The sequence below is a fragment of the Ensifer sp. ENS03 genome, assembly GCF_014852035.1.
GTDB classification, from domain to species: domain Bacteria; phylum Pseudomonadota; class Alphaproteobacteria; order Rhizobiales; family Rhizobiaceae; genus Ensifer; species Ensifer adhaerens.
Genome location: NZ_JACVAV010000004.1, coordinates 364,974 through 390,270 on the forward strand (window position 1 = coordinate 364,974; position 25,297 = coordinate 390,270).

The 25,297-nt window shown below is 63.4% G+C and carries 22 protein-coding genes; 9 read left to right on the forward strand and 13 right to left on the reverse strand.

The window, feature by feature from the left end:
• Positions 1 to 30: 30 nt before the first annotated feature.
• Positions 31 to 459 (forward strand): Fur family transcriptional regulator, encoded by a 429-nt coding sequence (locus IB263_RS18115; RefSeq protein ID WP_034802472.1) that lies wholly within the window; start codon positions 31 to 33, stop codon positions 457 to 459.
• 61 nt (positions 460 to 520) lie between these two features.
• Here IB263_RS18115 and IB263_RS18120 read toward each other — a convergent pair whose 3' ends face one another.
• Positions 521 to 1,435, reverse strand: coding sequence for a DMT family transporter (locus IB263_RS18120; protein ID WP_192438795.1), 915 nt, complete (start codon positions 1,433 to 1,435; stop codon positions 521 to 523).
• Between the two features lie 158 nt (positions 1,436 to 1,593).
• On the reverse strand, positions 1,594 to 3,078 hold the full coding sequence (locus IB263_RS18125; protein ID WP_192438796.1) for a nucleobase:cation symporter-2 family protein: 1,485 nt from the start codon (positions 3,076 to 3,078) through the stop codon (positions 1,594 to 1,596).
• A 333-nt stretch (positions 3,079 to 3,411) separates the two neighbouring features.
• Here IB263_RS18125 and IB263_RS18130 point away from each other — a divergent pair, with 333 nt between their 5' ends.
• Positions 3,412 to 3,867: a hypothetical protein gene (locus IB263_RS18130; protein WP_127889535.1), complete on the forward strand. Its 456-nt coding sequence runs from the start codon at positions 3,412 to 3,414 to the stop codon at positions 3,865 to 3,867.
• 116 nt (positions 3,868 to 3,983) lie between these two features.
• Here the strand turns inward: IB263_RS18130 and IB263_RS18135 are convergent, their stop codons facing one another.
• The 8 genes from IB263_RS18135 to IB263_RS18170 form a co-directional block, all read right to left on the reverse strand.
• Positions 3,984 to 5,705, reverse strand: coding sequence for an ABC transporter substrate-binding protein (locus tag IB263_RS18135; protein WP_034802459.1), 1,722 nt, complete (start codon positions 5,703 to 5,705; stop codon positions 3,984 to 3,986).
• Positions 5,706 to 5,787: 82 nt separating this feature from the next.
• On the reverse strand, positions 5,788 to 6,210 hold the full coding sequence (locus tag IB263_RS18140) for a DUF2160 domain-containing protein (RefSeq protein WP_034802456.1): 423 nt from the start codon (positions 6,208 to 6,210) through the stop codon (positions 5,788 to 5,790).
• Complete coding sequence (locus tag IB263_RS18145; RefSeq protein WP_034802454.1) at positions 6,210 to 7,028, reverse strand: carbohydrate ABC transporter permease; 819 nt, start codon at positions 7,026 to 7,028, stop codon at positions 6,210 to 6,212. The genes IB263_RS18140 and IB263_RS18145 overlap by 1 nt, the downstream gene beginning before the upstream one ends.
• 22 nt (positions 7,029 to 7,050) lie before the next feature.
• Complete coding sequence (locus IB263_RS18150; RefSeq protein ID WP_034802451.1) at positions 7,051 to 7,917, reverse strand: carbohydrate ABC transporter permease; 867 nt, start codon at positions 7,915 to 7,917, stop codon at positions 7,051 to 7,053.
• A 2-nt stretch (positions 7,918 to 7,919) separates the two neighbouring features.
• A complete protein-coding gene (locus tag IB263_RS18155) occupies positions 7,920 to 8,990 on the reverse strand; it encodes an ABC transporter ATP-binding protein (RefSeq protein ID WP_034802449.1) in 1,071 nt (356 codons plus the stop codon).
• A 21-nt stretch (positions 8,991 to 9,011) separates the two neighbouring features.
• A complete protein-coding gene (locus IB263_RS18160) occupies positions 9,012 to 10,082 on the reverse strand; it encodes an ABC transporter ATP-binding protein (protein ID WP_034802446.1) in 1,071 nt (356 codons plus the stop codon).
• Between the two features lie 130 nt (positions 10,083 to 10,212).
• Positions 10,213 to 11,730, reverse strand: coding sequence for a glycerol-3-phosphate dehydrogenase (glpD, locus tag IB263_RS18165; RefSeq protein WP_034802443.1), 1,518 nt, complete (start codon positions 11,728 to 11,730; stop codon positions 10,213 to 10,215).
• A gap of 131 nt (positions 11,731 to 11,861) precedes the next feature.
• On the reverse strand, positions 11,862 to 12,626 hold the full coding sequence (locus IB263_RS18170) for a DeoR/GlpR family DNA-binding transcription regulator (protein ID WP_034802440.1): 765 nt from the start codon (positions 12,624 to 12,626) through the stop codon (positions 11,862 to 11,864).
• 172 nt (positions 12,627 to 12,798) lie between these two features.
• Between IB263_RS18170 and IB263_RS18175 the strand changes: the two genes are divergently transcribed.
• From IB263_RS18175 to IB263_RS18205, 7 genes are all read left to right on the forward strand, one after another.
• Positions 12,799 to 13,566 (forward strand): SDR family NAD(P)-dependent oxidoreductase, encoded by a 768-nt coding sequence (locus IB263_RS18175; protein ID WP_192438797.1) that lies wholly within the window; start codon positions 12,799 to 12,801, stop codon positions 13,564 to 13,566.
• A 204-nt stretch (positions 13,567 to 13,770) separates the two neighbouring features.
• Positions 13,771 to 14,667 carry a LysR family transcriptional regulator gene (locus tag IB263_RS18180; protein ID WP_060521374.1) on the forward strand — a complete coding sequence of 299 codons (897 nt, stop codon included), beginning with the start codon at positions 13,771 to 13,773 and terminating at the stop codon, positions 14,665 to 14,667.
• Between the two features lie 176 nt (positions 14,668 to 14,843).
• Positions 14,844 to 15,323: a formate dehydrogenase subunit gamma gene (locus IB263_RS18185; protein WP_060586415.1), complete on the forward strand. Its 480-nt coding sequence runs from the start codon at positions 14,844 to 14,846 to the stop codon at positions 15,321 to 15,323.
• On the forward strand, positions 15,320 to 16,876 hold the full coding sequence (locus IB263_RS18190) for an NADH-quinone oxidoreductase subunit NuoF (RefSeq protein WP_192438798.1): 1,557 nt from the start codon (positions 15,320 to 15,322) through the stop codon (positions 16,874 to 16,876). Before IB263_RS18185 ends, IB263_RS18190 begins: the two co-directional genes overlap by 4 nt.
• A gap of 10 nt (positions 16,877 to 16,886) precedes the next feature.
• On the forward strand, positions 16,887 to 19,766 hold the full coding sequence (fdhF, locus tag IB263_RS18195; RefSeq protein ID WP_060586411.1) for a formate dehydrogenase subunit alpha: 2,880 nt from the start codon (positions 16,887 to 16,889) through the stop codon (positions 19,764 to 19,766).
• Positions 19,767 to 19,787: 21 nt separating this feature from the next.
• Positions 19,788 to 20,627: a formate dehydrogenase accessory sulfurtransferase FdhD gene (fdhD, locus tag IB263_RS18200; protein WP_110818910.1), complete on the forward strand. Its 840-nt coding sequence runs from the start codon at positions 19,788 to 19,790 to the stop codon at positions 20,625 to 20,627.
• Positions 20,617 to 20,850: a formate dehydrogenase subunit delta gene (locus IB263_RS18205; RefSeq protein WP_192438799.1), complete on the forward strand. Its 234-nt coding sequence runs from the start codon at positions 20,617 to 20,619 to the stop codon at positions 20,848 to 20,850. Before fdhD ends, IB263_RS18205 begins: the two co-directional genes overlap by 11 nt.
• A gap of 146 nt (positions 20,851 to 20,996) precedes the next feature.
• Here IB263_RS18205 and IB263_RS18210 read toward each other — a convergent pair whose 3' ends face one another.
• The 3 genes from IB263_RS18210 to rocD form a co-directional block, all read right to left on the reverse strand.
• Positions 20,997 to 22,781 (reverse strand): PAS domain-containing methyl-accepting chemotaxis protein, encoded by a 1,785-nt coding sequence (locus tag IB263_RS18210; protein ID WP_060611057.1) that lies wholly within the window; start codon positions 22,779 to 22,781, stop codon positions 20,997 to 20,999.
• Between the two features lie 421 nt (positions 22,782 to 23,202).
• Complete coding sequence (locus IB263_RS18215; RefSeq protein WP_034803080.1) at positions 23,203 to 23,682, reverse strand: chemotaxis protein CheW; 480 nt, start codon at positions 23,680 to 23,682, stop codon at positions 23,203 to 23,205.
• Between the two features lie 285 nt (positions 23,683 to 23,967).
• On the reverse strand, positions 23,968 to 25,173 hold the full coding sequence (gene rocD, locus IB263_RS18220) for an ornithine--oxo-acid transaminase (protein ID WP_112985084.1): 1,206 nt from the start codon (positions 25,171 to 25,173) through the stop codon (positions 23,968 to 23,970).
• Positions 25,174 to 25,297: the final 124 nt, after the last annotated feature.

Genomic DNA, 25,297 nt, shown 5'->3' on the forward strand with positions numbered 1-25,297 from the left:
AAAGGCCGTGCCCTTGGCTAGTGTACGACCATGAAACAGAACAAGAATCGTGTCGAAGAACTGGAAGGCGTGTTGAGGGATGGCGGCGTGCGCGTGACGCGCCAGCGTGCCGCTATTCTGAAGATCCTCGCCACCGCCGAAGACCATCCGGATGCAAACGAACTGCATCGCCGGGCGAAGGAAATCGACGCCACCGTCTCGCTATCGACGGTCTACCGGACGTTGTCTGCGCTTGAGCAACAGGGCGTGGTGCAGCGCCATGCCTTTGAGAGTGCGACCGCTCGCTTCGAGACCGCCGACGCGCCGCACCACGATCATCTGATCGACATCGACACCGGTGCGGTGATCGAGTTCCGCTCCGACAAGATCGAGCAGCTTCAGGCGGAAATCGCCGCCGAACTCGGCTATGACCTCGTACGTCACCGGCTGGAACTCTACTGCCGCAAGCGCAAGGACTGAGGCGTCGGCAATGGCGCGCCAGACGGCGCGCGCAATCTCTTCTCTTTATCCGTAAGTGGCCTCAGCCGCGGTCGGCGATCGTCGCGGCGCCGCGTCGCCGCGCCGGAATGGTCATGGCCGCGACCCCGACGATGACGCAGCCAAGGCCGATCCAGGCGGTGTCCGACAGCCGTTCGCCGAGGAAGAGCGCGCCGATGGCAACGCCGATCGGCACGCGCAGATAGGCCTGTGCCGTGGCGCCGACCGAGCCCAGTGTCTGGATCAGACGGAAGTAGATGGCAAAGGCAAGGGCGGTCGAGAAGACGGCGAGGCCGAGCAGTGCCAGCAGCGACTCCGTCGACGGCGCAAGCGTCCAGGGCCTGTCGACGACGAGGCTTACCGGGATCAGCAGGGCAGCACCTGCGATCAACGAGCCGGCGGCGGGCATCATCGAGTCGAGCCCCTTGAAGCCGCGACCGAAGATGGCGGCGCCCGCGTAGCAGGCGGTGGCGAGCACCACGGCCAACTGTGGCAGCAACTGTTCCCCGAGGCCGCCGAAGGCCTCCATGCCGATGATCAGGCTGATGCCGGTCATGCCGGCGACGATGCCAACGAGCTTGCGGGCCGTGATCGCTTCGTGGCGGGTGATCAGCGCCGTCATCAGGAAGGCGAAGATCGGCGTCGTCGCATTGAGGATCGAGGCGATGCCGGCATCGATCGTCTGCTCGGCCCAGGCGATCAGCGTGAAGGGCACAACGCTGTTGAGGCAGGCTTGGAACAGGAAGCGCCGCCAGGTCGCCGCGTCACGCGGCAGGCTGAGACCACGCCAGTGCAGAACGGCAAGAAGAAGTGCGCCGGCAATCAGGGTGCGGGCGGCAATCAGCGTGACCGGCGGAATGGTCTCGATGCCGATCTTGATGAAGGTGTAGGAGGCGCCCCAGAGCGTCGCGAGCGCAAGAAGCAGCAGGAGTTCGAGAGAAAGGTTGGTCTTGGCCATCGGGATCGCATCCTTGTGTCGTCATTGTTGCCATCGTTCTAGCGCGACGCTTACGGCGGATGCTTCGTTGGCGATCGAAGTATCGGGATCCTCCGAGATGTGGAAAAGCGAAACCCCGGCTTTCGCGGGAAAGCCGGGGTTCCGTGATTGCGGGTGGCTCAATGGCTGTCGGCGAGCTTGGCCGCGTTGACGCTGGCTGTGCTTTCGAAGCTGAGGCCATTGAAGAAGGCGTTGAGCACGACGGCCGAGATCGAGGCAAGCACGATGCCGGACTCGATGATCGGGCGGATCGCATGCGGCAGCCAGATCAGGAAGTTCGGCGCGATCAGCGGGATCAGGCCGAAGCCGACCGAGACGGCGACCACGAACAGGTTGTTGCGCGACGACTTGAAATCGACGGTCGACAGGATGCGCACGCCGGTCGCAGCGACCATGCCGAACATCACCAGGCCGGCGCCGCCGAGCACGAAGGTCGGAACCGCTTCGACCAGTGCGCCCATCTTCGGGATGAGGCCGAGCGCGATCATGATGACGCCCCCCATCACGCAGACGTAGCGGCTCTTGACGCCGGTGACGCCGACAAGCCCGACATTCTGCGAGAAGCTCGTGTAGGGGAAGGTGTTGAACAGGCCGCCGATCATGGTGCCGAGGCCATCGACCCTGAGCCCCGCCGTCAACTGCTGCCGCGAGACTTCGCGATTGGTGATTTCGCCGAGTGCCAGGAACATGCCGGTCGATTCGATCATCACGACGATCATCACCAGCGACATGGTGGCGATCAGCACCGGATCGAAGATCGGCATGCCGAAGCGCAGCGGCGTGACCACGGCAAACCAGCCGGCATCGGCCACCCGGTCGAAATGCATCATGCCGAGTGCTGCGGCGACGACGCAGCCGACGACGACGCCGGTCAGCACCGCGATGTTGCTGATCAGTCCGCGGCCGAAGCGGGCGATCACGAGAATGGAGAGAAGCACGAAGCCGGCCAGCGCGATGTGGCTCGGCTCGGCGTAGAGCGGGTTCGGCACGCTGGCGCCAAGCACTAGGCCGTCCGGTACCGCCGGGCCTCCGGTGGCCGCGGCCTTCTTGAGCTCCGCCAGCCATTCCGCATGGCTCGGATCGACGAGCTTGGGTGCGGTCGGACCGAAGGGATTGCCGAAGATCCAGTTCACGCCGACGCGCATCAGCGAAACGCCGATGACGAGAATGATCGTGCCGGTGACGACGGGGGGGAAGAACCTCAAAAGCCGGCCCATGACCGGCGCGAGCAGGAGCGCGACGAGGCCGGCGCCGATGATGGCGCCGAAGATCATCCGGGCACCCTCTTGCCCGGGTGTCATCGCCGCCATCGAGACCATCGGGCCGACCGAGGCGAAAGTAACGCCCATCATGACCGGAAGCCGGATGCCGATGCTGCGGCCGAGGCCAAGCGACTGGATGATGGTGACGAGGCCGCAAACGAAAAGATCGGCGGAAATCAGGAAAGCGACGTCCTGGGGGCTGAGCTGCAAGGCGCGGCCGACGATCAGGGGCACCGCGACGGCGCCGCCATACATGACAAGGACATGCTGCAACCCGAGGGTCGCAAGTCTGCCCACGGGCAGCCTCTCGTCCACCGGGTGTATGCTGGAAACGTCGCTCATGGTTCCTCCTCCCATTACATCGACCAGTCCGGCCCCCCGTCCTCCAACAGGGGAACCGCTATCTTCGGTTGTCGAGACAGAATGTCGCAAGTATCGCCGGAACGAAAACACTTTCCGGATTTCGGGGGAAATTGTCGAGGGGTGATCGGGGCGGGAAAGGTTCGGATTTGCCCGTCGAATGGCTCCGACCGGGCAGGTATTGCCGAAGAAAGCCTCAAGGCGCCAACGAACAGCTTGATCCTAGCAACGATGCAACGTTGCTGCAATGCGAAGCGACGATGGTTCGTCGCGCCGGGTGCGAAGGCTCCGCCGCAGTTCGTTGGGATCATGTCGATGAAATCTTGCAGAGTGGCCTTTTCGTCTCCCTGCCGTGCGCTTTTCGTGCTGCTGATCGTTCTCTGGCCGGCGGTCGCCGGGGCGAGCGGCGTCAGCTTCCAGGGGCAATGGCAGCAGGTCACGTCCGGCGCCGGTGACTGCGAGAGCTGCTCGGTCGAGATCCGGCGGAACGGGCCCGTGCTGAAGGTGACGGGGAGGGATGGATGGTTCGCGGTGACCCATCTCGGGCGCGTCGGCGGCGGTTCGAGCGCTGCGGGCATCGGGCGCTGGAACGAGGACGGCGCCGGCCGCTATCGCGGCAAGCCGTTCGACATCCGCATCACGATCGTCGATGAGCATCTCCACATGGATATGAGCGTGCGGATGGATGATGGCTCGACGCAGGCGGTCAGGGCCATCTTCGACAAGCGACGATCCGAGAAGTCCGGACGCCTGCGGCTTGCCCACATGTAGGCGCGACAGGTCTTTTCACGCCTATGGGCAAAGAAATACCGGGGCCGTTGCCGACCCCGGTGCCGCATCTCCCGAGGAGATGAGGGCCGCCCGTTTTGCAGGCGGCCGTTGGTTTCTTACTTCTGCCAGCTCTTGACCAGATCGTCGTAGTTAACGGTCTGCGGCTTTTCCTTCTCGTTCTCGATCTTCAGCTGCGGAGCGAGGTTGCCCTTGGAAACGGCATCCTTGTTCCAGTACTCGAGATCGTGCTCTTCGGCGAGCTTCGGACCGATGTCGCCCTGAACGCCCGAGCGTTCGAGACGGGAGAGAACCTTCTCCTGCTCGGCGCACAGCGAGTCCATGGCTTCCTGAGCGGTCTTGGCACCCGAGGATGCATCGCCGATCGCCTGCCACCAAAGCTGAGCCAGCTTCGGATAGTCAGGAACGTTCGTGCCGGTCGGCGACCACTGCAGGCGGGCCGGCGAACGGTAGAACTCGATCAGACCGCCGAGCTTCGGAGCGCGGTCGGTGAAGCTCTTGTGGTCGAGCGTCGACTGGCGGATGAAGGTGAGGCCGACATGGCTCTTCTTCACGTCGACGGTCTTCGAGGTGACGAACTGCGCATAGAGCCAGGCGGCCTTGGCGCGGTCGTCAGGCGTGGACTTCAGCAGCGTCCAGGAACCGGCGTCCTGGTAACCGAGCTTCATGCCGTCCTTCCAGTAGACGCCATGCGGGCTCGGAGCAAAACGCCACTTCGGCGTGCCGTCCTCGTTGACGACGGGCAGGCCCGGCTTGACGAAGTCGGCGGTGAACGCCGTGTAGGTGAACATCTGCTGGGCGACTTCGCCCTGCGACGGAACCGGGCCGGATTCCGAGAAGGTCATGCCCTGCGCAGCTGCCGGTGCGTAGGCCTTCATCCAGTCGAGATACTTCTGGATGGAGTAGACAGCGGCCGGGCCGTTGGTGTCGCCACCGCGGGCAACGCAGGAGCCGACCGGGCGCGAGTTTTCGTCGACCTTGATGCCCCACTCGTCGACCGGCTTGCCGTTCGGGATGCCCTTGTCGCCGTTGCCGGCCATCGACAGCCAGGCGTCGGTGAAGCGCCAGCCGAGCGACGGGTCCTTCTTGCCGTAGTCCATGTGGCCATAGACTTTCTTGCCGTCGACTTCGCGACCGGTGAAGAACTCGGCGATATCCTCATAGGCCGACCAGTTGACCGGAACGCCGAGGTCGTAGCCGTACTTCGCCTTGAAGTCCGCCTTGTTCTTCTCGTCGTTGAACCAGTCGTAGCGGAACCAGTAGAGGTTCGCGAACTGCTGGTCGGGAAGCTGGTAGAGCTTGCCGTCCGGTGCTGTCGTGAACGACTTGCCGATGAAGTCGTCGATGTCGAGGTTCGGGTTGGTGACGTCCTTGCCTTCATTGGCCATGAAGTCGGTCAGGCTGCGGGCCTGCTGGTAGCGCCAATGGGTGCCGATCAGATCCGAGTCGTTGATGTAGGCGTCATAAACGTTTTCGCCCGACTGCATCTGCGTCTGCAGCTTTTCGACGACGTCGCCTTCGCCGATCAGGTCGTGGGTGATCTTGATGCCGGTGATGTCGGAGAAGGCCTTGGCCAGGGTCTTCGATTCGTATTCATGGGTGGTGATCGTTTCGGAAACGACCTTGATTTCCATGCCGGCAAAGGGTTTCGCCGCATCGACGAACCACTGCATTTCGGCTTCCTGGCCGGCGCGGTCGAGCGAGGACATGTCGCCGATCTCGCTGTCGAGGAATTTCTTGGCTTCGTCCATGCCGGCAAAAGCGCTGCCGGTGAAAGCCAGCAGCATAGCTGCCGTCGTAGTCAAAAGATGCCGTCGCATAATTCCCTCCCTTAGGTTTGCGAATGCGGTTCTTTATCTTTCGAGGGGCCGCCCGTCTGGCGGCCCCTCAAATCGGTTCGCCTCAGACGTAGCGGAAGACGCCGACGGCATAGACCAGGGAGAGCGCGAGCGCCCACCACAGGTTCTGCCCGCCGACGAAGCCGAGCCATGCGAGGTGAATGAAGGCGCTGCCGAGCAGTGACACGAAGAGGCGATCGCCCCGTGTCGTCTCGAAGCGCAGGATGCCGACGCGCGGGTTGCCACCGGGCGAGGCATATTCCCAGACCGCCATCATCGACAGCAGTGCGAAGATCGTCAGGAAGAACATGGCCGACGGAAACGACCAGGCCATCCAGCCACCGGGGATGAGCGGCGCGAACCAGTCGCGCGCGCCGTCCTTGATGGGCAGCATGCTGAAGAGCAGCCCGGCAACGGCGGCGTAGACGACGAGAACGGCGGCAAACGGCAGTTGCCAGCGAGCGTTGCGAACGGGTTGAGCGGTCATCATACCCTCCCCAGGGCAAAGCCCTTGGCGATGTAGTTGCGAACGAAATAGATCACGAGTGCGCCCGGAATGATGGTGAGCACGCCGGCGGCCGCCAGCACGCCCCAGTCGAGACCGGAGGCGGAGACCGTGCGGGTCATGGTGGCGGCGATCGGCTTGGCGTCCGTGGTCGTCAGCGTGCGGGCAAGCAGCAGTTCGACCCAGGAGAACATGAAGCAGAAGAACGCAGCGACACCGATGCCGGAGGCGATCAGCGGCATGAAGATCTTCACGAAGAAGCGCGGGAACGAGTAACCGTCGATATAGGCGGTCTCGTCGATTTCCTTCGGCACGCCCGACATGAAGCCTTCCAGGATCCAGACCGCGAGCGGCACGTTGAACAGGCAGTGCGCAAGGGCAACCGCGATGTGCGTGTCGATCAGGCCGAAGGCCGAATAGAGCTGGAAGAAGGGCAGCGCGAAGACGGCCGGCGGCGCCATGCGGTTGGTCAAGAGCCAGAAGAACAGGTGCTTGTCGCCGAGGAAGCGGTAGCGCGAGAAGGCGTAGGCCGCCGGCAGCGCTGCCGTCACCGAGATCACCGTGTTCATCACGACGTAGATGATCGAGTTGATGTAGCCGTTGTACCAGGAGGGATCGGTGAAGATCACCTGGTAGTTCCGGAGCGTCGGATTGACCGGCCAGAGCGAGAAGGTGCTCAGGATCTCGCTCGTTTCCTTGAAGCTCATGTTGACGAGCCAATAGATCGGCAGGAGCAGGAAGACGATGTAGACCGTCGGCACCAGCCAGGAGAGGCGTTCGGTAAGTGGTTGTTTTTGCATTTTGTTTCTCCTCCCGCCTTTGTCAGCCCTGCGCGTCGCTCGTGGTCATCACGGTGTAGAAGATCCACGAGAGCAGCAGGATGATGAGGAAGTAGATGATCGATAGCGCTGCCGCCGGACCGAGGTCGAACTGGCCGATGGCCGTCTTGACGAGGTCGATGGACAGGAAGGTTGTCGAGTTGCCGGGACCGCCGCCGGTAACGACGAAGGGCTCGGTATAGATCATGAAGCTATCCATGAACCGCAGCAGGAAGGCGATCAAAAGCACGCGCTTCATCTTCGGCAGCTGGATGTAGCGGAACACCGACCAGCGCGAGGCGCCGTCGATCTTGGCCGCCTGGTAATAGGCGTCGGGGATCGAGACGAGGCCGGCATAGCAGAGCAGGACGACGAGGCTCGTCCAGTGCCAGACGTCCATGACGATCAGCGTGACCCAGGCGGCAACGGGGTTCTGCACGTAATTGTAGTTGATGCCGATCGCTTCGAGCGTGCGGCCGAGCAGGCCGATGTCGACGCGGCCGAAGACCTGCCAGATGGTGCCGACGACGTTCCACGGGATCAAGAGCGGCAGCGCCATCAGGACGAGGCAGACCGGCACGCCGAGACCCTTCTTCGGCATGTTGAGCGCGATGATGATGCCGAGCGGGATTTCGATTGCCAGGATGATCGCCGAAAAGATCAGGTTGCGGCTGAGCGCGTCCCAGAAGCGGTCCGACGTCAGCACCTGCACGTACCAGTCGGTGCCGGCCCAGAAAAACTGGTTGTTGCCGAAGGTGTCCTGGACCGAATAGTTGACGACGGTCATCAGCGGGATGACGGCCGAGAAGGCGACCAGCACGAGGACCGGCAGCACCATGAACCAGGCCTTGTTGTTCCAGGTTTTCTCCATGGTCAGGCCTCCTCGCCGACGCGCCAGGAATCGGCGTAGATGTTGATCGCTTTCGGATCGAAGGTGACGCGCGGCTCGGCGGGGATCTCGCCGTCCTCGTCGACGATGATCGAGATCGGCTGGTCGGCAAAACGGGCGCGCACGATCTTGTGGCGGCCGATATCCTCGACCTTGGTGATCGCGACCGGCATGCCTTCGCGACCGAGCGAGACGAATTCCGGGCGGATGCCGAGCTCGGTCTTGGCGCCGGCCTTGACCTTGGGCTGGAAGGTGAGGCCCAACTGCTCGCCGCCGATCGTCGCGGTGCCGCCGTCGAGCTTGACCGGCAGCACGTTCATGCCCGGCGAGCCGATGAAGTAGCCGACAAAGGTGTGGCGCGGGCGCTCGAAGAGTTCCGCCGGCGTGCCGATCTGCACGATCTGGCCGTCATACATGACGACGACCTTGTCGGCGAAGGTCAGCGCCTCGGTCTGGTCGTGGGTGACGTAGACCATGGTGAAGCCGAACTGCTTGTGCAGGCGCTTGATCTGTGAGCGCAGCACCCACTTCATTTCCGGATCGATGACCGTCAGCGGTTCGTCGAAGAGGATCGCGCTGACGTCGTTGCGCACGAGGCCGCGGCCGAGCGAGATCTTCTGCTTCTGGTCGGCGGTGAGGCCCCGAGCCGTCTTCTTCGCCCAGCCGCCAAGGCCGATCATCTCGATCGTTTCCTTGACGCGGCGGTCGACCTCGGCCTCCGGCACATGCCGGTTGCGCAAGGGGAAGGCCAGATTATCGTAAACCGTCATCGTGTCGTAGATGACCGGGAACTGGAACACCTGGGCGATGTTGCGTTCCTGGGTCGACAGATGCGTCACGTCCTTGCCGTCGAAGAGGATCTCGCCTTCGGACGGGTTGATCAGGCCAGAGATAATGTTGAGCAGCGTGGTCTTGCCGCAGCCGGAGGGCCCGAGCAGCGCATAGGCGCCGCCGTCGTTCCACTCGTGGTGCACTTCCTTCAGCGCGTAGTCGTTTTCCGACTTCGGCTTGGCGCCATAGGCGTGGCGGATATGGTTGAGATTGATGCGTGCCATGTTTTCCTCCCAGCGCCTCCTTTAGGCCGTGCCGCCGATGGCGCGTCCGTCCGGCCCGAAGGCCATGAGATGGCGGGTATCGACGAAGACCTCGAGGGTTGCGTCGGGTTCGATGTCGTGAATGCCCGGCGCCAGCATCACCCAGCGCGCATTGGCAAAACCGACGTGAATGAAGCTTTCGGAGCCGGCAATTTCGGAGATCGCCGTCTTCACCGTCAGGGCATCGCCGCCACCCTGCGGGCGGTCAAACGACAGGTGATGCGGCTGGAACGCGACGGTGCAGGGACCGTTGCCGATGCCAGCCAGATGTGCCGGGACGGTGAGCACAGACTTGCCGTCGAGCGTGAAGGCCGAGCCCGCTTTGACCAGCTCGATGCAGTTCAGCGGCGGATCGGCGAAGGTGCGGGCGGTGATCAGGTCGACCGGGCGGCGATAGACGTCGATTGTCTTGTCGAACTGGGTGATGCGGCCCTGGCTGAGGGCTGCGGTGTTGCCGCCGAGCAGCAGCGCTTCCGAAGGCTCGGTCGTCGCATAGACGAAGATGGCGCCGGAGGCGGCGAAGATCTTCGGCAGTTCCTCGCGCAGTTCCTCGCGCAGCTTGTAGTCGAGGTTGGCGAGTGGCTCGTCGAGCAGCACCAGATCGGCGTTCTTGACGATGGCGCGGGCAAGTGCCGTGCGCTGCTGCTGGCCACCTGAGAGGTTCAAGGGCGTGCGGTCGAGATAAGGCGTCAGCTTCAGCAGATCGGCCGCCTTGCGCACCTCGCGGTCGATGGTGGCGGTGTCGGCGCCGCTGATGCGCATCGGTGAGGCGATGTTTTCGTAAACGGTCATCGCCGGATAGTTGATGAACTGCTGGTAGACCATGGCGACCGAACGCTTCTGCACCGGCAGGCCGGTGACGTCGGCGCCGTCGAAAAGGAGCGAACCGGAGGCGGGCTTGTCGAGACCGGCCATCAGCCGCATCAGCGACGTCTTGCCGGAAAGGGTCGGGCCGAGCAGAACGTTCAGCGACCCCCTCTCCAGCACCAGGTCGGTCGGGTAGATATGCGTCTCCCCGCCTACGACCTTGGATATCTTCTTCATTTCAAGCATTGAATTCTCCACCCAGCCTGTCGGCAGTCCGAGCGTTTTCCACCCCAGCGCGGAAACGCTCTATCTCATCGGTTTTCTGCATTTCCGGGCGCGCGCGCCCGTGTTGGAAATGCATTGAATGCGAGCGTTGTCAGGCGGCTGCGTTGGCCGCGCCTCGCATGTATTCCTCCAGCGCTGCCGCCTCGCCCGGCGTCAGCTTCAATCCCAATTTCGTGCGCCGCCACAGCACGTCCTCGGCGTGCCGCGCCCATTCCTGCGTCATCAGCCACTTGACCTCGGCCTCGTAGAGATCGGCGCCGAAATGGTGGCCGAGACCGGCCTCGTTCGACGCCGAACCCAGAAGTGCTGCGGCGCGCGTGCCATAGAGGCGCACGAGGCGACGCGCATGCTGGGGCGCAAGGAAGGGATATTGCTTCCGCAGTCTTGCGACTTCGTCGGCATAACCCTGGGCGGGAAAATCGCCGCCCGGAAGCCTGGAGCCGGCGGTCCATTTCGAACCCTTGACGCCGATCGCCTCGCCGATCTTTTCCAGTGCGGATTCGCCGAGGCGGCGATAGGTCGTGAGCTTGCCGCCGAAGACGTTGAGCAGCGGTGCCGCACCCTTGTCACCCTCGACCCGCAGCACGTAGTCGCGCGTCGCTTCCTGCGCCTTGCTGGCGCCGTCGTCGTAAAGCGGGCGAACGGCCGAATAGGTCCAGACGATGTCGTCCTTTTCCACCGGCTCGAGGAAATACTCGCTTGCTGCCCGGCAGAGATAGTCGACCTCCGCGTCGCTGATGCGCACCTCGCCCGGATTACCGGTGTAGTCGCGGTCGGTGGTACCGATCAGCGTGAAGTCTTCTTCGTAAGGGATGGCGAACATGATGCGGCCATCCGGGTTCTGGAAGAAATAGGCGCGCGGATCGTCGAACTTCTTCTTCACGACGATGTGGCTGCCCTGAACGAGGCGGACATTGTGCACGTCGTTCTTGCCGAGCGCGCCCGAGAGAACCGCGTCGACCCAGGGGCCGGCGGCATTGATGAGCATGCGGGCCTTGAGCGTCTTGCGTTCGCCGGTTGCCTGGTTCTCGGTTTCGATGGCCCAGAGCCCACCGTCGCGACGTGCAGCGACGACGCGGGTACGGGCCATGATGACGGCGCCGCGGTCGGCAGCGTCGCGGGCATTCAAGACCACGAGGCGGGCGTCGTTGACCCAGCCGTCGGAATATTCGAAGGCCTTGTTGAACAGGCGCTTCAGCGGTTTGCCGGCGGGATCGCGGTTCATGTCCAGCGTCGCCGTTGCCGGCAGCAGCTTGCGGCCGCCGATATGGTCATAAAGGAAGAGGCCGAGGCGGATGAGCCAGGCCGGGCGCAGGCCGCCCTTGTGATAGGGCAGCACGAAGCGCATCGGCCAGATGACGTGCGGCGCCATCGCCCACAGCACCTCGCGCTCCATCAGCGCTTCGCGCACGAGGCGGAATTCGTAATGTTCGAGGTAGCGCAGGCCGCCGTGAATGAGCTTGGTGGAGCCGGAGGACGTGCCGGAAGCGAAATCGTTCATTTCGGCCAAGGCGACCGAGTACCCACGGCCGACCGCGTCGCGCGCGATGCCGCATCCGTTGATGCCGCCGCCGATGACGAAGACGTCGTAGATTGCCTGCTCTGACACTGCTGTTTCCCCTCCACATTTCGCGATGCACAAATTGATGCATCAGCGAAAGTGAAATCAGTTAAAACGAAAACATATCGAATGTCAAACGAATGCTCCCCGAATCTTTAGGGGTGGCTAAATCTCCCGTTTCAGGCGTCGGTTTCGATCAGGCGAACGTCCTGTTCAACACAGATTTTCCTGACGTTTTCGAGCGTGCAGCGGTCGGTGATGAAGGTCTGGACCTGCGATATATGGCCGATGCGAACAGGCGCGGTTCTTTCGAATTTGGTCGAGTCGGAAACCAGAATGACATGGCGCGCATTGGCGATGATCGCCTGGGCGACTTTCACTTCGCGAAAATCGAAATCCAGCAGCGCGCCGTCATGGTCGATCGCCGAGGCGCCGATGACGGCGAAGTCGACCTTGAACTGCTTGATGAAATCGACGGCGGCCTCGCCGACGATGCCGCCGTCCGAGCCGCGCACGACGCCGCCGGTGATCACCACCTCGATCGAGGGGAAAACGCGTAAGCGATTGGCGACATTGATGTTGTTGGTGATGACCATCAGTTCCTTGTGGTCGAGCAGGGCCTCGCCCACAGCTTCGGTGGTGGTGCCGATATTGATGAACAGCGAAGCGTTGTCGGGGATGAGTTCGGCGGCGGCCTTGCCGATCGCCTGTTTCTCCGGCGCCGCGATCTGGCGGCGGGCGTCGTATTTGACGTTTTCCTTGCCGCTCGGGAAGATCGCGCCGCCATGAATGCGGTTCAGGATCTTGGCGTCGCAGAGGTCATTCAGGTCCTTTCGGATGGTCTGCGGCGTGACGGAAAAGCGCTGCGCCAGCTCCTCGACCAATACCCGGCCCTCGCTTTTTGCCAGTTCCAGGATCTCCTCCTGCCGACCGGTCAAATACATTCCATCCTCCCCATTTTCGTTTTGTTTCATAATATGCAAAAACGAAAGCCGCGCAATTTCAGAATCGGCGTTTGCGGCGAAATTGCTTTCGCAGCGGGTCCAGGGTGTCGGCGCGCGTTGCATTCGCTACGGCGATAGGCGACCCTGCCTTAGGAGTGAAGAGGGGAAAGACATGTTTCATCCGGCCTTGTTCAAGGGCATGACCGTCGTGATCACCGGTGCCGGGCGCGGCATCGGGCTCGAGGTTGCCCGGCAGTTCCTGGATTGTGGCGCGCATGTACTCGTCCATGCCGGCCGGTCGATCGGCGACCTGCCCGATTTTCTCGAATCTGCGGCGACGGAAGGCCGGGCCTATGTGGCGACGGCGGATTTCCTCGCGCCGGATGGTGTCGAGGGGCTGGCCGACGTGGTGCGCAGCCGCTTCGAGAGCATCGATATCCTCATCAACAATGCCGGCACGATGGTCGGCCGCTTCCCGGCGGCGGAGCTGTCCGACGAGCAGTACCAGACCGTCGTCCAGCTCAACCAGACCGCGGTCGTCGAGATGACGCGGGCGATGCTGCCGCTGTTGCGCAAGGGTGCGCATCCGGCGATCGTCAACACCGTCTCGATCTCTGCGGTTACCGGCGGCAGCGCCGGATCGTCGATCTATTCGGCGACGAAGGCGTTCGTTTCCACCTATTCCAAGGCCTTGGCGCGGGAACTCGCGCCCGAGGGCATCCGGGTCAACTGCGTTTCGCCGGGGACGATCACCACCGAATTCCACGAGCGCTACTCATCGCCGGAGAAGCTGGAGGCGACCCGCAAGACCATTCCGCTTGGTCGGCTCGGGACGGCGGAAGACTGCGCGCCCGCCTATCTCTTCCTCGCCTCGCATGCGCTGTCGGGCTACATCACCGGGCAGGTGCTGGAGGTGAATGGCGGGCAGCTGATCGTTTGAGCGGTAGATGAAGTCGGCTACCCCTCATCCGCCTGCCGGCACCTTCTCCTCGCTTGCGGGGAGAAGGAAGGCTGCGGCGCCCGCTCGCGTCCCCCACTCCATTCGGGGCCCGCATCATGAAGGGGCGACCTCGCGAAGCGCCACGTCCCGCAAGCGGGAGAGGGTTAGGGTGAGGGGCAGAGCCACAATAACTGAAGGCCGGACATGATCGACAAGCTGGAAATGTTCCTCGTTCTCGCCCGCGAAAGGCATTTTGGTCGCGCGGCGGAGGAGTGTGGGGTGACGCAACCGACGCTGTCGGCGGCCATCCGCCAGCTTGAGGATCAGCTCGGCGTCATGCTCGTCAGCCGCGGGTCGCGCTTTCAGGGCCTGACGCCCGAGGGCCAGCGCGTACTCGAATGGGCGCGGCGCATCGTCGGCGATACCCGCACCATGCGTGAGGAGATGCGGGCGGCGCGCAAGGGTCTTTCCGGCCATATCCGGCTGGCCGCGGTGCCGACGACACTTGCCATGGTGCCGATGATCACCGCGCCATTCCAGGAAAAGCACCCTGATGTCACCTTTTCCGTGCTCTCGACGACATCGGTGCAGATCCTGGCGCTGCTCGAAAATCTCGAGATCGATGCGGGGCTCACCTATCTGGAGAACGAGCCGCTCGGCCGGGTGACGAGCGTTCCGCTCCAGGTCGAGCGCTATCACCTCGTCACCGCCGCCGGAACGCCGCTTTCGGAGCGGGAAAGCGTGACGTGGAAAGAGGTTAGCGACGTTCGGCTTTGTCTATTGACGGCCGATATGCAGAACCGCCGCATCATCAACCAGCATTTTTCGGAGGCCGGTGCCGTCGCCAAGCCGACGCTCGAATCGAACTCGATGATCGTGCTTTTTTCGCATGTGCGCACCGGCCGCTGGGCCAGCATCATGCCATTCAACGTCGCGAAATCATTCGGTTTTCACGAAGATATCCGAATGATCCCGATCGTCGATCCGGACGCCCGTCACACGGTCGGCCTGGTTGCGACGCATCGTGAGCCGTTTACGCCGTTGGTGTCGGCCTTGCTGCACGAAGCACGCATTCTCGGCGAGCGAAATCAGGCTCAATAGATTTTTTCTATCGATCGACGGAACAGCCTTATTGACCCATGCGGCCATAAGCGCGAAGCTTTTTGATCATGGCCGGAGACCGCCGAGGAACGGCCTTCGCCAGAAGTGAAATGTCGGCTGGGCCGGTCGTCCGTTTCGGGTGCTGCCGCCTCGCCCATGAGCCGGGAGGGCTCCCGTTGAACATCCATCAGCCGCGCGCCGATATCGCGGAAACCACGCTCGCCATCGTCGAGGAGCTGAAGCGGCTGGAAGGGCCCTTGCTGCCGATCCTGCACGAGCTGCAGGAAGAGTTCGGCTATGTGCCGCAGGAATGTCTTCCGGTGATTGCCCGCGAACTCAACCTCTCGCGCGCCGAAGTCTATGGGGTGATGAGCTTCTATCATGATTTCCGCGAGCACCCCGCCGGGCGCCACGTGCTGAAGCTCTGTCGCGCCGAAGCCTGTCAGTCGATGGGCGGCGACCAGCTGGCCGAGCGCGCGAAGCGGCTGCTCGGTATCGATTTTCACCAGACGACCCCGGATGGCGCGGTGACGCTGGAGCCGGTCTACTGCCTCGGGCTCTGTTCCTGCGCACCCTCCGCCATGCTGGACGGAGAGGTGCATGCCCGGGTCGATGCCGCCGATCTCGAAGCGCTCGTTCAGGAGGCGCGTCGATGACCGCAAAGATCTACATTCCGCGGGACGCCGCGGCCGTGGCGCTCGGCGCCGACAAGGTAGCCAAGGCAATGGCCGAGGCGATCGGCGCACGCGGCCTCGACGCCACGATTGTGCGCAACGGTTCGCGCGGCATGCATTGGCTGGAGCCGCTGATCGAGGTGGAAACGGCTGACGGCCGTGTTGCCTATGGCCCGGTCAAGGCACATGACGTTTCCTCGCTGCTCGATGCCGCCCTGCTCGACGGCGGCGATCATGCCCTCTGTCTCGGGAAGACCGAGGAGATCCCCTTCCTGAAGCAGCAGACGCGGCTGACCTTTGCCCGCTGCGGTATCATCGATCCGCTTTCGCTCGACGATTACCAGGCCCATGGCGGGCTCGCCGGTCTGCGCAATGCCATTGCCATGGCGCCGCAGGACATTGTCGCGCAGGTGACCGAAAGCGGCCTTCGCGGCCGTGGCGGCGCAGGCTTTCCGACCGGCATCAAGTGGAAGACCGTTCTCGATGCGGCGGGCGATCGGAAGTACATCGTCTGCAACGCCGACGAGGGCGATAGCGGCACCTTTGCCGACCGGATGATCATGGAAGGCGATCCCTTCGTGCTGATCGAGGGCATGGCGATCGCCGGCATCGCGACCGGCGCGACCAAGGGCTTCATTTACACCCGCTCCGAATACCCGCATGCGATCGCGGCGATGGCTGAGGCGATCGAGATCGCCCGCAAGGCCGGCGTGCTCGGCACCTCGGTGCTCGGCTCCGGTCGTGCCTTCGATATGGAAGTGCGCGAGGGCGCAGGTGCCTATGTCTGCGGCGAGGAAACGGCGCTGCTCAATAGCCTCGAAGGTAAACGCGGCATCGTGCGGGCCAAGCCGCCGCTTCCCGCGCACAAAGGCCTCTTCGACTGTCCGACCGTGATCAACAACGTGATCTCGCTCGCCTCCGTCCCCATCATCATGGACAAGGGCGCCGCCTATTACCGCGACTTCGGCATGGGCCGGTCGCGCGGCACGATCCCGATCCAGATCGCCGGCAACGTCAAGCATGCCGGTCTATACGAAACCGCCTTTGGCCTGGCGCTCGGCGAGATCATCGATCACATCGGCGGCGGCACGGCGAGTGGCCGGCCGGTCAAGGCCGTGCAGGTCGGCGGTCCGCTCGGCGCCTACTTCCCGCGGGCGCTGTTCGACACGCCGTTCGACTACGAAGCCTTCGCCGCGCGTGACGGTCTGATCGGCCATGCCGGCATCGTCGTCTTCGACGACACCGTCGACATGCTGCACCAGGCGCGCTTCGCCATGGAATTCTGCGCGGTAGAAAGCTGCGGCAAGTGCACGCCCTGCCGCATCGGTTCGACACGCGGTGTCGAGGTGGCCGACAGGATCGCCGCCGGCATCGAGCCGGAGAAGAACCGCGAGCTGCTCGCCGATCTTTGCAACACGATGAAGTTCGGTTCGCTCTGCGCGCTAGGCGGCTTCACGCCCTATCCGGTCATGAGCGCCATGACCCATTTCCCGGATGATTTTCAGCCGGCACCGCGCGTTCAAGCGGCGGAGTGAGGAAAAGACCATGTCTCTCATTCATGAAATCGACTACGGCACTCCGGCCTCCAAGTCCGAAAAACTGGTGACGCTGACGATCGACGGACGCGAGGTCACCGTGCCCGAGGGCACTTCGATCATGCGCGCGGCGATGGATGCCGGCATAGAAGTACCGAAGCTCTGCGCTTCCGACATGATGGATGCCTTCGGCTCCTGCCGGCTCTGTCTCGTCGAGATCAAGGGACGCGCCGGCATGCCGGCCTCCTGCACGACGCCGGTTGCAGCCGGTATCGAGGTCTCCACCCAGACGCCGCGGCTGAAGGACGTGCGCCGCGGGGTGATGGAGCTCTACATTTCCGACCACCCTCTCGACTGTCTGACCTGTGCTGCCAATGGCGATTGCGAGCTGCAGGACATGGCCGGCGCAGTCGGCCTGCGCGACGTGCGCTACGGCTATGAGGGCGAGAACCACGTCACGGCGCGCAACAATGGCGAGATCAACGCCAAGTGGATGCCGAAGGACGAGTCCAATCCCTATTTCACCTACGATCCGGCCAAATGCATCGTCTGCTCGCGCTGTGTGCGCGCCTGCGAGGAAGTGCAGGGCACCTTCGCGCTGACGATCGGCGGCCGCGGTTTCGACAGCCGCGTTTCGGCCGGGATGGCGGAAGACTTCATGTCGTCGGAATGCGTCTCCTGCGGCGCCTGCGTCCAGGCCTGCCCGACGGCGACGCTCATCGAAAAGTCGGTGATCGAGATCGGCCAGCCCGAACATTCCGAAGTGACGACCTGCGCCTATTGCGGCGTCGGCTGCTCGTTCAAGGCGGAAATGCGCGGCGAGGAACTGGTGCGTATGGTGCCGTGGAAGGATGGCCAGGCCAATCGCGGCCATTCCTGCGTCAAGGGCCGCTTCGCTTACGGCTATTCCAACCACAAGGACCGCATCCTCAACCCGATGATCCGCGAGAAGATCTCCGATCCCTGGCGCGAGGTCACCTGGGAGGAGGCTTATGCGCATGTGGCCTCCGAGTTCCGGCGGATCCAGTATCAGTACGGCCGCGATTCCGTCGGCGGCATCACCTCGTCGCGCTGCACCAATGAAGAGACCTATCTGGTGCAGAAGCTGGTGCGCGCCGGCTTCGGCAACAACAATGTCGATACCTGCGCCCGCGTCTGCCATTCGCCGACCGGCTACGGCCTCGGCCAGGCCTTCGGGACCTCGGCCGGTACGCAGAACTTCGACAGTGTCGAGTTCACCGACGTCGCCGTCATCATCGGCGCCAACCCGACCGACGGCCATCCGGTCTTCGGCTCGCGACTGAAGAAGCGGCTGCGCGAAGGCGCCCAGTTGATCGTCATCGATCCGCGCCGCACCGACATCGTGCGCTCGCCGCATGTGGAGGCCGCCTATCACCTGCCGCTCCAGCCCGGCACCAACGTCGCGATCTTGACGTCGATCGCCCATGTGATCGTCACCGAAGGCCTCGCCAACGAACAGTTCATCCGCGAGCGCTGCGACTGGTCGGAGTACGAGGATTGGGCCGCCTTCGTCGCCGAGCCCTACCATAGCCCGGAGGCGACCGAAGCCTATACCGGCGTGCCGGCCGATCTCGTGCGGGGCGCGGCCAGGCTCTATGCCACCGGCGGCAACGGCGCGATCTATTACGGTCTCGGCGTCACCGAGCACAGCCAGGGATCGACGACGGTCATGGCGATCGCCAACCTCGCCATGGTCACCGGCAATATCGGCCGGCCGGGCGTCGGCGTGAACCCGCTGCGCGGCCAGAACAACGTGCAGGGTTCCTGCGACATGGGTTCGTTCCCGCACGAGCTGCCGGGCTACCGTCACATCTCCGACGATGCCACCCGCGAGACCTTCGAGAAGCTCTGGGGCGTCGAGATCTCCAACGAGCCGGGCCTGCGCATCCCCAACATGCTCGATGCCGCGGTCGACGGCACCTTCAAGGCGCTCTACATCCAGGGCGAGGACATCCTGCAGTCCGACCCGGACACCAAGCATGTGGCAGCCGGCCTCGCCGCGATGGAATGCGTCGTCGTGCACGACCTGTTCCTGAACGAAACGGCCAACTACGCGCACGTCTTCCTGCCCGGTTCGACCTTCCTCGAAAAAGACGGCACCTTCACCAATGCCGAGCGCCGCATTAACCGCGTGCGCAAGGTGATGACGCCGAAGAACGGTTATGCCGACTGGGAGGTCACGCAGAAGCTCGCCCAGGCCATGGGCCTCAACTGGAACTACCGCCATCCGTCCGAGATCATGGACGAGATCGCCGCGACGACGCCGAGCTTCGCGCTGGTTTCCTACGATTATCTCGAAAAGATGGGCTCGGTGCAGTGGCCCTGCAACGAGGCGCATCCCGAGGGTTCGCCGATCATGCATATCGACGGTTTCGTGCGTGGCAAAGGCAAGTTCATCCGCACCGAATATGTGGCGACGGATGAACGCACCGGCCCGCGCTTCCCGCTGCTTTTGACGACCGGCCGCATCCTTAGCCAGTACAATGTCGGCGCCCAGACGCGACGCACCGACAACGTCGTCTGGCATGCGGAAGACCGGCTGGAGATCCACCCGCACGACGCCGAGCAGCGCGGCATCCGTGATGGCGACTGGATCCGGCTCGCAAGCCGCGCCGGCGAGACGACCCTGCGTTCGCTGATCACCGATCGCGTCGCGCCCGGCGTCGTCTACACCACCTTCCACCACCCGACGACGCAGGCAAACGTCATCACCACCGACTTCTCCGACTGGGCCACCAACTGCCCGGAATACAAGGTGACGGCGGTGCAAGTGATGCCGTCGAACGGCCCGTCGGACTGGCAGGTCGACTATGACGAGCAGGCCCGCCAGTCGCGCCGGATTTCCGGCAAGCTGGAGGCGGCGGAGTAATGCCTTTCGCTGCGACCGATCATGGCGACGTTTAGGACATCCAAGACCGTTCCCGAGGCCGCCCGCCGCAACGGCGCGCTTCGGGACGGTGCACGCGCCGTGCCGGAGGAGACGCCGGTCGCCTTCAGCTATGGTGGTTCGACCCATGCGGTGATGATGGCGACGCCCGGCGATCTCGAAGATTTCGCCGTCGGCTTCAGCCTGACCGAAGGCATCATTACCGATCCCGGCCAGATCGAAACGGTCGAGTTCGTCTCCGAGACGGTCGCCGGCAATCTCGGCATCGACTTGCAGATCGTGCTTCAGGACGAAGAGAACGACATGCTGCGTCAACGCCGACGGCACATGGCGGGGCCGGTCGGTTGCGGTCTTTGCGGCATCGAATCGATCGAGCAGGCGGTACGGCCGACGCCGGACGTTTCCCGTTCGAGACTGACGTTGTCGCAGGAGGACGTGGTTTCGGCCGTAGCGCTGCTCAATGGCCAGCAGCCGCTGCATTTCGAAACGCGCGCCGTGCACGGTGCCGCCTTCTATGTGCCGGGCCGCGGGCTGATCGCGGTGCGTGAGGATGTCGGCCGCCACAATGCGCTCGACAAGCTGGTCGGTGCCGCCGCACGCGCCGGCTTCAAGGGCAGCGAGGGCGCCGTGGTCGTCACCAGCCGCGTGTCCGTCGAGATGGTGCAGAAGACGGCAGTCGTCGGCAGCCCTGTGATCATCGCCATTTCGGCGCCGACGGCGCTTGCCATCCGCACGGCGGAAGCTGCGGGCATGACGCTGATTGCGCTCGTGCGCGGCGACGAATTCGAGATTTTCACCCATGCCGAACGCATCAAGTCCGGAGCTGCCGTCGATGTCGCATGACAATACCAACGCCAAGCTGATCTATATGGCGAACCAGATCGCCACCTTCTTCAAGAGCCAGCCCGAGAGCGAGGCGGCGCAGGGCGTTGCCACCCATATCAACAAGTACTGGGAGCCGCGCATGCGGCGCAAATTGTTCGAGCATATCGACAATGGCGGCGAGGGGCTGACGCCGCTGGTGCTGGAGGCGGCCGCAAAGATCAAACGTCCGGAAGCGGTCTAGCCTGCATTCCTTACCCGCCAGCGCTTTCTGCACGCTCATCGAGGGCGCGTTTTCCTAAGCGGGCACTCTCCTGAAAAGATTTAAGGGAAGGCGGCTACCGGTCGCCGCCTTCCCCATTCCCGAGCGCGGGGTGCAGGGATGTGCGCTCAGAAATTCTGCCAGCCATCCGCGGCTGGCGCCGCGGCGAGGCTTGTTCGTTGTCCGCCGCGCATGGCGCGGGCGGTGGCATGCAGGCGTGATGGCTGCGCGCGATCGTCGAGGTGGCGGTTCGCGTCGACGACCTGGGCCTGCTCGCCGTAGCGGAACTGCCGGAGCAGTTCGTGCAGGGCTTCGGCCTCGCGGGCCATGGCGTGGCTTGCGGCCGTGCTTTCCTCGACCATCGCGGCGTTCTGCTGGGTCGCCTGGTCCATCGAGTTGACCGCCTGGTTGATCTCCTTGAGGCCGGTCGACTGTTCCCGTGCCGCTTCCACGATCGCCGAGACGTTGGCGTTGATCTCCTGGACCTGAACGAGGATTTCCTCAAGCGCCGCCCCGGTCTGGCCGACCAGCGACACGCCGTTCTTGACGTGTTCGGTCGAGGTGCCGATCAGCGACTTGATGTCCTTGGCGGCACTGGCGGAGCGTTGGGCCAGTTCACGCACTTCCTGGGCGACGACGGCGAAGCCCTTGCCGGCTTCACCGGCGCGCGCCGCCTCGACGCCGGCGTTCAGCGCCAAAAGGTTCGTCTGGAAGGCGATGTCGTCGATCACGCCGATGATGTTGGAGATTTCGCGTGACGACTGTTCGATCTGGTCCATGGCGCCGATCGCGCTCTTGACCACATTGCCGGAGCGTTCGGCACCGGCCTTGGTCTTGGCGACCAAGCCTCCGGCCTCCTCGGCGCGGCGGCTGGAGTCCGAGACGGTCGTGGTGATCTCGTCGAGCGCTGCGGCGGTCTCTTCCACGGAAGCGGCCTGTTGCTCGGTGCGCTTCGACAGGTCGTCGGCGGCGGCCCGGATCTCGCGGGCGCCGGAGGCGATCGCGCTGGCATTGTCGCCGACGGTTCGCATCGCCCCGCGCAGCTTTGCGGTGGCATCGTTGAAGTCGATCCGCACCGCTTCCATGCTTGGTACGAAGGGCGTGTCGAGGTTGCGCGTCAGATCGCCTTCGGCGAGCGCCCGCAGGCCCGCGCCGAGGCTGTTGATGGCGCTCATGCGCTCGCTGACATCGGTCGCGAACTTGACGACCTTGTAGACCTTGCCGCTGAAGTCGCGGATCGGGTTATAGGCCGCCTGGATCCAGATCTCCTTGCCACCCTTGCCGTAGCGCACGAACTCGTTGGAGAAGAACTCGCCGGCGGCGAGCCGCTTCCAGAAGTCGGCATATTCGGCGGTGCGGGCATAGTTGGGCTCGCAGAACATGCTGTGGTGCTTGCCCTGGATTTCCTGGAGGCTGTAGCCGAGCGCGGCGCAGAAGTTTTCGTTGGCGGTCAGGATCTCGCCCGATGGGGTGAATTCGATTACAGCCTGGGAGCGGGAGATCGCGTCGAGCTTGCCGGCATCTTCCGTGGCCCTTGCCTTGGCGGCAGTGATGTCGCTTGCGAACTTGACCACCTTGTAGGGCTTGCCGCCCCGAAGCACCGGGTTGTAGGTCGCCTGGATCCAGATTTCGCGGCCGCCCTTGGCGACACGCTTGTAGGCATTGGCGTCGAATTCGCCGCGGCCGAGCCGGGCCCAGAAGTCGCGGTATTCCTGCGTCTGGGCGTAGTCGGCGGGGCAGAACATGCGGTGGTGCTGCCCGACGATTTCGCTGAGGTTGTAACCGAGTGCCTGGCAGAAATTCTCATTGGCGGTCAGGATCTTGCCGGTCAGGTCGAACTGGATGATAGCCTGCGACTTCGAGAGCGCGGCGATGATCTGGTTCGCGTCTGCAATTTTTCCGAGAGCGAACATTGTAACCCTCTTCTCGTTTGTTGGCTCAAGCCGGGGGCTTCGTGCCTTCTTTGACAGGGTTTGCGGAGCCGAAGCGGCGCAAACTCCCGGACTAAGACAAATGCCGGCCTGCCGAAACATGTCTGGTCGTCCCGCGCCGGCCCACCGGGTCAGCGATTTAGTGCTTCGTGAGGGGAGTTCGAACTGGCGGGCTTCATGCCCAGGCGCCGTGTTTATGCAATCTAGGTTAGTGATAGGACTATTAAGCAGGTGTTAAAATAGCAACTATCAAATTTCAGTTGTAAGAACTCGTAGATCCCAATTTTAGTTGAATTAGTTTCTCCTGTTTTTCTAAAGTATTGCCCTCTGGCTGAGCAAATAACCAACAAAAAAGCCGCCCGACGAGACGTCGGACGGCCTTGAATATCGCTGAGCTGTTGCTTTAGGCGGCCAGTTCCTCGACCTCGCGTTCCTTGAACATGCGGGCAAGGTTCAGGAAGCAGATCATGCCGGTTTCGTTGGCGATGATGCCTTCGGCGAAGCTCTTGTCGAAGGAGGCCGTCACTTCCGGCACCGGCTGCACCTGGCTGCCCTGGACCGTGAGGATATCCGACACGCGGTCGACGACGAGGCCGATGACCATGTTGTGCACTTCGGCGACGACGATGGCGCTGCGCTCGTTGGCGGTGGTCGATTTCATGCCGAGCTTGTGGGCGAGGTCGATGATCGGGATCACCGTGCCGCGCAGGTTCATGACGCCGATCACTTCCGGCGGCGAATGCGGGATAGGCGTCGAGGGCGCCCAGCCGCGGATTTCACGGATCGTCGTCGTCTTGACGCAGAATTCCTGATCGTGGAGGCGGAACGCAATGATTTCCAGCGTCTCGCCGTCGAACCCGGCCGTCCTGAGTGTGCTTGTCATCGAAGGTCCTTCCAGCTTTCCGGTCGACGCCTCTGGGCGCGACACCGCCAAACTCCAGATCTCTCCGCATGGCTGACGGCGCATCAGGCGCGGTCAATGATCCGTAAAGGAGAGATCCTTCCAGTCCGCCGATCACATCCGGCAGGGCGCAGCTGCATCATGCGCGGAGGAACCGCTTTGCGCTTTGGGAAAGGACTATAGGCCGGGATTCGTTAAGACTTGCTTTTGCAAGTGCTTACGAAGATCTCGCCCCGGGCGTGACCCCGGGGCGGAAGCGATTTGCGATCAAGCGGAGGCGAGAACCTTGGCAAACTGTTCGACCGCCCAATCCACCTGCTCGGCGGTGATGACGAGCGGCGGCGCGATGCGGATCGTGTCGCCGTGGGTGTCCTTGGCAAGGATGCCGAGCTGCTTCAGCGCTTCGCAATACTTGCGCGCGCCGCCGGCTTCCGGCACCAGTTCCACCGCCAGCATCAGGCCGCGACCGCGCACTTCCTTGATGATGTTGGAACGGATGTCGGTGAGGCCCTTCTGGAAGCGCTCGCCCATCTTTGCCGAGTTCTCGATCATGCCTTCCTCGGTCAGCGCCTTCAGCGCCGCGCGGGCAATGGCGCAGGCAAGCGGATTGCCGCCGAAGGTCGAGCCGTGCTGGCCGGGCTTCAAGACGCCGAGCACTTCGGAATTCGAAAGCACCGCCGAGACCGGATAAAAGCCGCCGGACAGAGCCTTGCCGATCAGCGTCACGTCGGCTTCGATCGCCTCATGCTCTTCGGCAAGCAGCTTGCCGGTGCGGCCAAGCCCGGTCTGGATCTCGTCGAGGATCAGCGTGATGCCGTGCTTGGTGCAGAGCTCGCGCACCGTCGTGAAGTAGCCGACCGGCGGGACGATGACGCCGGCTTCGCCCTGGATCGGCTCGACCAGGAAGGCGACGGTGTTTTCGTTGATCGCCGCACGGAAGGCGTCGATGTCACCGAAGGGTACGACCTTGAAGCCCGGCGCAAACGGGCCGAAGCCGGTGCGGGCGTCCGGATCGGTCGAGAAACCGACGATGCCCATGGTGCGGCCGTGGAAGTTGTTGGAGCAGACGATGATCTCGGCCTTGTTCTCGGCCACGCCCTTGACCTCGTAGCCCCACTTGCGCACGGCCTTGACGGCGGTCTCGACGGCTTCGGCGCCGGAGTTCATCGGCAGCACCTTGTGCGAGCCGGTCAGCGCAGCGATCTCTTCGTAGAAATGCGCCAGCTGATCGTTGCGGAAGGCGCGGGAGGTCAGCGTCAGCTTCTGCGCCTGCTCCATCATCGCCTTCAGGATCTTCGGATGGCAATGGCCCTGGTTCACGGCAGAATAGGCCGAGAGACAGTCGAGGTAGCGGTTGCCTTCCATATCCCAGACATAGACACCTTCGCCGCGCGAAAGCACCACGTCGAGCGGTTTGTAGTTATGGGCGCCGAGCCGGTATTCGGTTTCGATCAGGGCAGCCGTCGTGTTCATATATCGTCCTCCGGTGTTTCTTTGTCTGAGCGGGATGAGGAAAAGTGTGCGCGGTTTTCCGCCCGCATCCCGCTCTGACTAATGAGAGCCGTTCACGCCTATGATCTTGGATCCAGTCGACCCA

What these genes read in the sequence shown, in the direction of transcription:
- IB263_RS18115 (WP_034802472.1), top strand. Translation starts at nt 31, where the DNA reads ATGAAACAGAACAAGAATCGTGTCGAAGAACTGGAAGGCGTGTTGAGG.
- IB263_RS18190 (WP_192438798.1), top strand. Translation starts at nt 15,320, where the DNA reads ATGACCGCAAAGATCTACATTCCGCGGGACGCCGCGGCCGTGGCGCTC.
- IB263_RS18215 (WP_034803080.1), bottom strand. Translation starts at nt 23,682, where the DNA reads ATGACAAGCACACTCAGGACGGCCGGGTTCGACGGCGAGACGCTGGAA.
- IB263_RS18205 (WP_192438799.1), top strand. Translation starts at nt 20,617, where the DNA reads ATGTCGCATGACAATACCAACGCCAAGCTGATCTATATGGCGAACCAG.
- IB263_RS18135 (WP_034802459.1), bottom strand. Translation starts at nt 5,705, where the DNA reads ATGCGACGGCATCTTTTGACTACGACGGCAGCTATGCTGCTGGCTTTC.
- IB263_RS18160 (WP_034802446.1), bottom strand. Translation starts at nt 10,082, where the DNA reads ATGCTTGAAATGAAGAAGATATCCAAGGTCGTAGGCGGGGAGACGCAT.
- IB263_RS18180 (WP_060521374.1), top strand. Translation starts at nt 13,771, where the DNA reads ATGATCGACAAGCTGGAAATGTTCCTCGTTCTCGCCCGCGAAAGGCAT.
- IB263_RS18170 (WP_034802440.1), bottom strand. Translation starts at nt 12,626, where the DNA reads ATGTATTTGACCGGTCGGCAGGAGGAGATCCTGGAACTGGCAAAAAGC.
- fdhF (WP_060586411.1), top strand. Translation starts at nt 16,887, where the DNA reads ATGTCTCTCATTCATGAAATCGACTACGGCACTCCGGCCTCCAAGTCC.
- IB263_RS18130 (WP_127889535.1), top strand. Translation starts at nt 3,412, where the DNA reads ATGAAATCTTGCAGAGTGGCCTTTTCGTCTCCCTGCCGTGCGCTTTTC.
- IB263_RS18175 (WP_192438797.1), top strand. Translation starts at nt 12,799, where the DNA reads ATGTTTCATCCGGCCTTGTTCAAGGGCATGACCGTCGTGATCACCGGT.
- IB263_RS18125 (WP_192438796.1), bottom strand. Translation starts at nt 3,078, where the DNA reads ATGAGCGACGTTTCCAGCATACACCCGGTGGACGAGAGGCTGCCCGTG.
- IB263_RS18145 (WP_034802454.1), bottom strand. Translation starts at nt 7,028, where the DNA reads ATGCAAAAACAACCACTTACCGAACGCCTCTCCTGGCTGGTGCCGACG.
- IB263_RS18210 (WP_060611057.1), bottom strand. Translation starts at nt 22,781, where the DNA reads ATGTTCGCTCTCGGAAAAATTGCAGACGCGAACCAGATCATCGCCGCG.
- IB263_RS18140 (WP_034802456.1), bottom strand. Translation starts at nt 6,210, where the DNA reads ATGACCGCTCAACCCGTTCGCAACGCTCGCTGGCAACTGCCGTTTGCC.
- IB263_RS18155 (WP_034802449.1), bottom strand. Translation starts at nt 8,990, where the DNA reads ATGGCACGCATCAATCTCAACCATATCCGCCACGCCTATGGCGCCAAG.
- rocD (WP_112985084.1), bottom strand. Translation starts at nt 25,173, where the DNA reads ATGAACACGACGGCTGCCCTGATCGAAACCGAATACCGGCTCGGCGCC.
- fdhD (WP_110818910.1), top strand. Translation starts at nt 19,788, where the DNA reads ATGGCGACGTTTAGGACATCCAAGACCGTTCCCGAGGCCGCCCGCCGC.
- IB263_RS18120 (WP_192438795.1), bottom strand. Translation starts at nt 1,435, where the DNA reads ATGGCCAAGACCAACCTTTCTCTCGAACTCCTGCTGCTTCTTGCGCTC.
- IB263_RS18150 (WP_034802451.1), bottom strand. Translation starts at nt 7,917, where the DNA reads ATGGAGAAAACCTGGAACAACAAGGCCTGGTTCATGGTGCTGCCGGTC.